The following is an 8,079-nucleotide window of genomic DNA, read 5'->3' as shown; positions in this document are numbered from 1 at the left end:
GCCCAGCCCCCTGGGCGGCCTGCCGCCCGCGTGGAAGCTGGACGCGGCCGTGCTCGTGCGGCTGGGCGCGGAGATTCCGGTCGGTGAAAAGACGTCCTACGCTGTCTCGCTCGGCGCCGACTTCCGCAGTCGTGCCACGGACGCGGAGGTCATGCCCACGCTGTCCATGGGCGTGGTGTCCACGTTGTTCTAGAACCCCCTCCCTCTCGACCCGAGGTCATCCATGCGCGGCAGTGTCATCGGTTCAGGCTCGTTCGGTACGGCGCTTGCAAACGTGCTCGCGGTCAACTGCGAGGAGGTCCGGCTGTGGGGCCGTGAGCCCGGCACCGTGGAGGCCATCAACACCCTCCATGAGAACCCCACCTACCTCAAGGGCATCCCCATCTCCGAGCGCGTGCGCGCCACCACGGACCTGGAAGAGGCGCTGACGGGCGCGGAGATGGTGGTGCTCGCCACGCCCAGCCACGCCACCCGCGAGGTGCTCGCGCGCGCGAAGGCGTTCCTGCCCAAGGGCGTGCCCCTCATCACCGTGTCCAAGGGCATCGAGAACGAATCGCTCCTCACCATGACGGAGCTCCTGGAGGACTGTCTGCCGGAGGAGTTCCACCCGTACGTCGCGGTGCTCTCCGGCCCCAGCTTCGCCAAGGAGCTGGCGCGGCGCATGCCCACGGTGGTGACCATCGCTTCGCACTGGGACAAGGTGGCGCAGCGCTGCCAGAAGGCGCTGCAGACGGACACCTTCCGCTCGTACACCTCCACGGACGTCGTGGGCGTGCAGTACGGCGGCGCGCTCAAGAACGTCATCGCCATCGCCGCGGGCATGGCGGACGGTTTGGGCATGGGCCACAACGCGCGCGCGGCCATCATCACGCGCGGGCTCGCGGAGATCACCCGGCTCGCGGTGAGGAAGGGCGCCAACCCGCTGACGCTCTCCGGCCTGTCCGGCATGGGCGACCTGGTGCTCACGTGCACGGGCGAGCTCAGCCGCAACCGCCACGTGGGCATGGAGCTGGGCAAGGGCCGCAAGCTGCCGGACATCCTCGCGGAGATGAAGGAGGTCGCCGAGGGCGTGAAGACGGCCAAGAGCGCGCGCGACCTGTCGCTCAAGACGGGCGTGGAGCTGCCCATCTGCCATCAGGTCTACCTGATTGCCTACGAGGGCAAGAACGCGAAGAGCGCGGTGGTGGACCTGATGACGCGCCAGCCGAAGTCGGAGCTGTCGGGCGTCTGAAGGCCCCCGGCCTGCCGGGCCGCGCGCGCTCCTAGTAGCGGCGCGGCTTGGCTTCAGGGGCGGCGCCGCGCACGCGCCACACGGTGAGCCGCTCGGAGTTGGTGTGGCTCATCACCAGCCCCTCCGTCTGCATCTCCTCCAGCAGGCGGTTCGTCTTGAGCCGGTCCAGCCCGATGGTCTTGCCCAGCAGGTCGCCGGGCATGCCGCTCAGCTGGCGCCGCAGCTCGTTGATGATGGCGCGCTTGAACTCGTTCTTCTGCAGGCCGTCCAGGTCCTGCGTCCGCCACGCGGAGAGGATGCCCCAGGCGATGAGCAGCAGCGTCACCACGGCGATGACCGGGTAGACGATGTGGCTGTTCTTCTCGAGCAGCTCGATGTAGCCGGTGGTGATGGATGAGACGGGCCGCTCGTAGTCCGGCCCGGAGTCCTGTCCGGGCAGGCCTTCGATCTGGGCCATCAACGAGGGGATGAGCTGGTTCAGCGCGGGAGCCAAGGCCCCCCGACTCTACGGGGAGCCCCCCGCGCCGGCAACCCGCCATCCCCTCCGGCGCCTACACGACGCCAATGGACTCGGACGCCCCCTCGGCGAACAGGGTGGTGTCCGCCTTGGCGAGCAGCGTCGCCAGCCCCTCGCGCTTCGCCGCGCTGATGGCCACGCCGCCCCGGGTGCGCAGGAGCGTCTCCACCTCGTCCGCCGGCAGCAGGTCCGCCTTGTTCCAGACCATCAGGCGTGGCTTCTCCATCAGGCCGAGCGAGTTGAGGATCTTCTCCACCGCCTCCACCTGGTCGTCGCGCGCGGGGTCGCCCGCGTCCACCACGTGCAGGAGGAGGCTTGCGTCGTAGAGCTCCTCCAGCGTGGCGCGGAAGGCGGCCACCAGGTCCTTGGGCAGGTCCCGGATGAAGCCCACTGTGTCGGTGATGATGACCTCGCGCTCGCGCGGGAAGCGCAGGCGGCGACTGGTGGGATCCAACGTGGCGAACAGCTTGTCCTCCGCCAGCACCTCCGCGTTGGTGATGGCGTTGAGCAGCGTGGACTTGCCCGCGTTCGTGTAGCCCACGATGGAGATGACCGGCACCTCGCGCCGGTTGCGCTGGGCCCGGCGCACGCTGCGCTCGCGGCTGATGAGGTCGATGCGCTTCTCCAGATTCGTGATGCGCTCGCGCACGCGGCGACGGTCGATCTCGAGCTTCGTCTCGCCGGGGCCTCGTCCGCCCACGCCACCGCCCATGAGCCGGCTGAGCGAGTCGTCACCCTGCACCAGCCGGGGCAGCCGGTACTTCTGCTGCGCCAGCTCCACCTGGAGCTTGCCCTCCGCCGTCTGGGCCCGCTGGGCGAAGATGTCCAGGATGAGCTGCGTGCGATCCAACACCTTGAGGCTCGTCGCCTCGCCGATGTGGCGCCCCTGCGACGGGGTGAGGTCCTTGTCGAAGATGAGCAGGTCCACCATGGACTGCATGGAGCGCAGGTTCAGGTCGTCCAGCTTGCCCCGGCCGATGAGGTAGCGCGGATCCGCTTCCCGCCGCACCTGGAGCACGCTGTCCATCACCTCCACGCCCGCCGTGCGCGCCAGCTCCTTCAGCTCCGCCAGCGAGGACTCCGCCCGCGCGCGGTCGCCGTCCAGGCACACCGCCACCAGGATGGCCCGCTCGCGTCCGGACACCGTGCGCGCGGCCGCCTTGCGGTTGAGCTCCTCCTCCAGCGCGTCCAGCGTCGCCAGCAGGTCCGGCTGCTCGCCGTGCACGTTGGGCAGCTTGTAGATCTGCCAGAACTCACCGGTGCCGTTCTCCGGCACCAGGTGGGCGTAGTGCAGCACTCCGGGCAGGCCCTCGTTGCCCACGCCCACGGCGGCCACGCAGTCCAGGCGCAGGAGCGCGAGGTCCGTGAGGTCGTCCTTCGTCAGGGGTTCGCTCTTCAGGTGCGTGTGGACCAGGCGCAGGCCACGCAGACGGATCTGCCCGGCGCGCGCGCGGCCGATGTCCGGCAGCTCCAGCTTGTGCGCGTTGCCCACCACCACGTGCTCGATGTCGCCCTTGCGGTTGATGAGGACGCCCACCTGCCGGTTGAGCTCGTGCGACAGCTCGGTGAGGTGACGGGCGAGCTCCGCGGAGACAATCTCGTGCGGGTCCACGCGGCGGCGGAAGGTGTTGCGCAGCCGCTGCTGCTCGCTCGACTTGAGACCCAGGGTATTGCCGAAGATTTCCTTCAAACCGTTTCTCCTGGCACGGACGACAGGCCCGCACCGTTTCCAATGCATGGGATGGACTTGGGGCCTTCGGGTTTCATGACAAAGCCACCGTTGTGGGTACCGCCGCGAATACAGGTGAACACCCGGGCCTCGCGCGTCCTTTCCATTTCCGGCCTACGCTGCCCGCCGTGACTGATTCCGCACGCAACGCCCTGCGCGGGGCCCGCCGCGTGGTGGTGAAGATTGGAACCAACGCGCTGACGAGCGCCACGGGCCGCTTCAACCGCCCCCACTTCGATGCCCTGGGCCAGGACCTCCTGTGGGCCGCCGAGGGGCGGGAATTGGTGGTGGTGTCGAGCGGCGCCATCGCGCTGGGCATGGAGCGGCTGGGGCTGCCCGCGCGCCCCCGGGACATCCCGGGCAAGCAGGCGTGCGCGGCGGTGGGGCAGAGCCGGCTGATGCAGGCGTACGAGGAGGCCTTCGGCCACGCGGCCCGCACGGTGGCGCAGGTGCTGCTCACCCACGAGGACGTGCAGGAGCGCCGCCGCTACCTCAACGTGAAGCACACCCTGGACCGGCTGCTGGCCGCGGGCGTGGTGCCGGTCATCAACGAGAACGACACCGTGTCGGTGGACGAGCTCAAGTTCGGCGACAACGACACGCTCGCGAGCCTCGTGGCCGGCGTGGTGGAGGCCGACGCGCTGGTGCTCCTGTCCGACGTGGAGGGCCTGTACACCGCCGACCCGCGCCGCGACGCGGACGCCCGCCTGATGACCTCCGTTCCGAGCGTCACCCCGGAGGTCCTGGCCCTGGCGGGGGACACCGTCAGCGACGTGGGCACCGGCGGCATGGCGTCCAAGGTCCGCGCCGCCGCGCGCGCCGCGGAGCTGGGCATCCCGTGCGTCATCACCTCCGGCGCGGTGCCCGGCCGCCTGAGGGGCGTGCTGCAAGGCGAACCCCTGGGCACGCTCTTCGAGCCCGCCGGCAGCCGCCGCAGCGCCCGCACCGCGTGGATCGCCCACGCCCTCAGGCCCCGGGGCCGGCTGGTGGTGGACGCGGGCGCGAGGGAGGCCATCGTCACCGGCAAGCGCAGCTTGCTGCCCAGCGGCGTGACGGGCGTGGAGGGGGAGTTCAGCCGGGGGGACCCGGTGGACCTGGCGGATGCCTCCGGGTTGGTGTTCGCCCGGGGCCTGTCCACCTATGACGCCAACGAGCTGCGGCGCATCACCGGCAGGCGCAGCGCGGACATTGAGGCGGTGCTGGGCTACCGCTACCTGGACGAAGCCGTGCACCGCGACGACCTGGCGGTGCTGTAGCGCTGGGCGGGGTGGCCGCAGGCAGCGCCGCCTACATGGAGCTGGAGACGGACTGCACCGTGCCAGGCGCCTCGTCCGTGAGCTGCATCAGCGCGCGGAACTCCGGCGAGTCGACCTTCATCAGGAGCAGGGACACTTCCAGCTCCCCCGGCACGCGGCCGAGCTGGAGCTTGCGCTCCTGGCCGTGCAGCAGGGCGAGCTGCGAGTGGCCCTGACCCTCCGGGAGCGACAGGTCCAGCTCCAACTGGAACGAGTCCCCCTCACCGCGCGGCGTCAGCACCAGCCGGTAGTCCGGCACCAGGGCGCCCGGACGGCGGCGCTCGGCGCGCAGGGTGCGGCCCGCTTCCCCGAGCAGCTTGGGCTGGGCGATGAGGCGGCCGTCGCGCCGGACCTCCAGGGCGAAGTAGAGCGGCTCGGAGCGCGCCTGCGCGGGCGTGGAGACGAAGGCCAGCAGCACCAACGCCAGCCCGGGAAGCCATGTCTTCAGCAGGGAGGTGCGGTCCATGGTTGAGCCCTCGTCAAAGCATCCGTCCGCCGCGTCGGCCCCACGGCAGCCAACGGACCCGGGTGGAGCCGCTGACGCTTCGCACTCATTTCGACAATTCCCAAGGAATAACCCAGACGCGCCCCGAGTGCGAGCCCCACGCCCCCGGTTGTCTGCTGGCTGGCGGACGAAACAGGGGGTCCATGATGATACCTGCTTGCCTGTTCAGGTGGGTGCGGCTATCCCCCCTGGACGGGCGCGGCCGCCTCCGCTGTTCTCTTCCTGTCCCCCTGGCCAGCGCTCTTCCACCTTGGATGTCCCGGGTCGCTTGATCTCCCGGGTCCTGTCCGCCATCGTCACCGATCTTCTGAATGGACCGCACGGAACGCATCCTTGATCTCGTGGCACTGCTGCTCGACGCGCGGGAACCCATCTCGTGGGCTGAGCTGCGCGAGCACTTCCCCGCCGACTACGGCGGCTCGGATGACGCCGCCGAGCGCAAGTTCGAGCGCGACAAGGCGGAGCTCGTCGAACTGGGCTTCCCCCTGAGCTACGTGCAGGGCGACGACGAGCGGCGCGACGGCTACCTCGTCGACCGCGACGTCTACTACCTGCCGGAGGCCGACCTCACGAAGGAGGAGCTGGCGGTGCTCTACGCCGCCGGGTCCGCCGCGCTGGCCTCGGGCGCCTTCCCGGGCCGCGACGACCTGGCGCACGCGCTGCGCAAAATTGGCTTCTTCGCCGGCGAATCGCTGCCCACCCCGCGCGTGCGCATGGAGCTGGGTACCGGCCAGGAGGGCCAGGAGAAGGAGGTCTCCGCCCGCCTGGAGCAGCTCTGGGATGCGTGCTCCACCCACAAGTGGGTGCACATCGTCTACGGCAGCCCCAAGCAGTCCGGACCGACGGAGCGGCGCGTGGACCCCTACGGCCTGGCGCTCCGGCGCGGCGTGTGGACGCTGGTGGGCTACTGCCACCTGCGCCAGGGGCTGCGCACCTTCCACGTGCACCGCATCCGCGAGCTGAAGGTGAACACCGCCCGGCCGCGCACGCCGGACTTCGAGGTGCCCGCCGACTTCTCCCTCGACGCGCACGTGGCGTACTTCCCGTGGCAGTACCGCTTCCACGCGCCCATGGAGGTGACGTTGAGGCTGTCGGGGCCGCTGGCCTCGCGCGCGGGCTCGCTGTTCCCCGGCGCGGTGCTGGAGCCGGCGGAGGAGGGCGTGACGCGGGCGCGCTTCCCGGTGACGTTCGTGGATGGGCTGGTGCGGTTCGTCCTGTCGCTCGGCGCGGACTGCCGGGTGGAGGGCCCCGCGGAGGCGCGCGAGCGGCTGGAGCAGATGGCGGCGCGCATCCTGGAGAAGCACGCGGTGGTGGACGGAGACGGACAGCGGGTGAGCGCATGAGCAACGTCCACGAGCGGCTGCGGCGCCTGCTGTTCCTCGTCCCCTACGTGTCCAAGCACCCGGGCGTCACGGTGGAGGCCCTGGCGAAGGCCCTCACCATCAGCCGGGAGGACCTGCTGGAGGAGCTGGACCTGCTCACCTGCGTGGGCCGGCCCCCCTTCAACCCGGACGACTACATCGACATCTACGTGGACAACGACCGCGTCTACGTGGACCTGGACCAGCGCCTGTTCGCGCCGCCCCGGCTGACGGCGGGCGAGGCCGCGGCCCTGGCCGCCGCGGCGGAGTTGCTGCGCCCGGCCACCGGCGACGCGCTCCAGAGCGCCGTCTCCAAGCTGGAGGGCATCATCCCGCCCGCCGCGCGCGAGCGCTTCCGGGACATGTACCGGAAGATCGACGCCACCGCGGAGGCACCCCTCGCGCTGGGACCGCTCACCCAGGCCATCCTGGAGCGCCGGGAGGTGACGTTCGGCTACGCCAGCCCCGGCCGCCCGCCGGAGCCGCGCCGGGTGAGCCCCTACGAGCTGCTCAGCAACCGGGGCCAGTGGTACCTCCAGGGCTTCTGCCACACCCGCCAGGACGCGCGCCTGTTCCGGTTGGACAGGATGGAGGACCTGGCCGTCACCGAGACCGCCTTCCAGCCCCCGGCGGACGCCCGCGCGGACGTGCCCAACCCGGTGCGCGGCAGCACGGAGGCCTCCGTCCGGGTGCGCTTCACTCCCACGGCCGCCCCCTACGTGAAGGAGCGGTTCGGCCAGGACGCTCGCCCGCTCGCGGATGGAGGGGTGGAGGTGCGGGTGGCCGGAGACAGTGAGCGCTGGCTCACGCAGTGGGTGCTATCCTTCGGCGGAGAGGCGGAGGTCTTGGAGCCGGCGAGCGCTCGCGCCGCCGTTGCCCGAGCCGTGCATGCCTCGCTAGGCTCCTAGGACGACATGGCTTTCCAACTGACGATCTCCGAGGGAAAAGACGCCGGCAAGGAGTTCGTCTTCGACCAGGACTCCGTGCTCATCGGTCGCACCTCCGAGTGTGACGTGGTGCTGTACGACCCCGGTGTCTCGCGCCGCCACTGCCGCATCTTCCAGCAGGAAGAGGGCTACGCGGTGGAGGACCAGAAGAGCGCCAACGGCACGCTCGTCAACGGCGCGGCGGTGCAGAAACAGGCGCTCGTGGACGGGGACACGGTGACGCTGGGACCGGTCACGTTCGTATTCGCGCTCGCCCAGGAGGACGCGCCCACCGGCGAGGACGAAGCGCCCGCGGAGGACGGCGCCAACAGCACGCGCATCGTGTCCATCGACTCCGTGCGCAAGCAGCGCAACAAGGGCGGCTCCGCGCTGGCCCCCGAAGGCGCCGACGAGGAGGACCTGCAGGGCATCCGCGCGGAGTCCACCCGCATGAACATGCGCGCGGTGCGCCGGCCCACCAACAACGCCCAGCGCGCCGTGCCGCAGCCCCCCCC

At 70.7% G+C, this 8,079-nt stretch carries 8 protein-coding genes and 1 pseudogene; 6 read left to right on the top strand and 3 right to left on the bottom strand.

The features are described from left to right. Together D7V93_RS45325 and D7V93_RS31720 are read left to right on the top strand one after the other, a co-directional pair. A pseudogene (locus D7V93_RS45325) lies at positions 1–193 on the top strand (hypothetical protein); the annotation flags it as partial. A 30-nt stretch (positions 194–223) separates the two neighbouring features. Then, positions 224–1,231, top strand: coding sequence for an NAD(P)H-dependent glycerol-3-phosphate dehydrogenase (locus D7V93_RS31720; protein WP_120646943.1), 1,008 nt, complete (start codon positions 224–226; stop codon positions 1,229–1,231). A gap of 31 nt (positions 1,232–1,262) precedes the next feature. Here the strand turns inward: D7V93_RS31720 and D7V93_RS31715 are convergent, their stop codons facing one another. Both D7V93_RS31715 and hflX read right to left on the bottom strand, forming a co-directional pair. Then, complete coding sequence (locus D7V93_RS31715) at positions 1,263–1,688, bottom strand: hypothetical protein (RefSeq protein ID WP_120646944.1); 426 nt, start codon at positions 1,686–1,688, stop codon at positions 1,263–1,265. A 94-nt stretch (positions 1,689–1,782) separates the two neighbouring features. Next, positions 1,783–3,438 (bottom strand): GTPase HflX, encoded by a 1,656-nt coding sequence (gene hflX, locus D7V93_RS31710; RefSeq protein ID WP_208723220.1) that lies wholly within the window; start codon positions 3,436–3,438, stop codon positions 1,783–1,785. Between the two features lie 167 nt (positions 3,439–3,605). Here hflX and proB point away from each other — a divergent pair, with 167 nt between their 5' ends. Then, a complete protein-coding gene (gene proB / locus D7V93_RS31705) occupies positions 3,606–4,733 on the top strand; it encodes a glutamate 5-kinase (protein WP_120646941.1) in 1,128 nt (375 codons plus the stop codon). A 31-nt stretch (positions 4,734–4,764) separates the two neighbouring features. Here the strand turns inward: proB and D7V93_RS31700 are convergent, their stop codons facing one another. After that, on the bottom strand, positions 4,765–5,238 hold the full coding sequence (locus D7V93_RS31700) for a hypothetical protein (protein ID WP_120646940.1): 474 nt from the start codon (positions 5,236–5,238) through the stop codon (positions 4,765–4,767). 350 nt (positions 5,239–5,588) lie between these two features. On the opposite strand from D7V93_RS31700, the gene D7V93_RS31695 reads away from it, so the two are divergent. The 3 genes from D7V93_RS31695 to D7V93_RS31685 all read left to right on the top strand — a co-directional run. Then, positions 5,589–6,620, top strand: a complete 1,032-nt coding sequence (locus D7V93_RS31695) for a helix-turn-helix transcriptional regulator (RefSeq protein WP_120646939.1) — start codon at positions 5,589–5,591, stop codon at positions 6,618–6,620. Next, positions 6,617–7,546, top strand: a complete 930-nt coding sequence (locus D7V93_RS31690) for a helix-turn-helix transcriptional regulator (RefSeq protein WP_120646938.1) — start codon at positions 6,617–6,619, stop codon at positions 7,544–7,546. The genes D7V93_RS31695 and D7V93_RS31690 overlap by 4 nt, the downstream gene beginning before the upstream one ends. Positions 7,547–7,552: 6 nt before the next feature. After that, the coding region (locus D7V93_RS31685; RefSeq protein WP_147451441.1) for an FHA domain-containing protein at positions 7,553–8,079 on the top strand (527 nt) is incomplete at its 3' end.

Origin of the sequence: Corallococcus llansteffanensis (assembly GCF_003612055.1) — a bacterium.
Lineage (GTDB): Bacteria > Myxococcota > Myxococcia > Myxococcales > Myxococcaceae > Corallococcus > Corallococcus llansteffanensis.
This window is presented reverse-complemented; position numbering and strand designations above follow the sequence as displayed.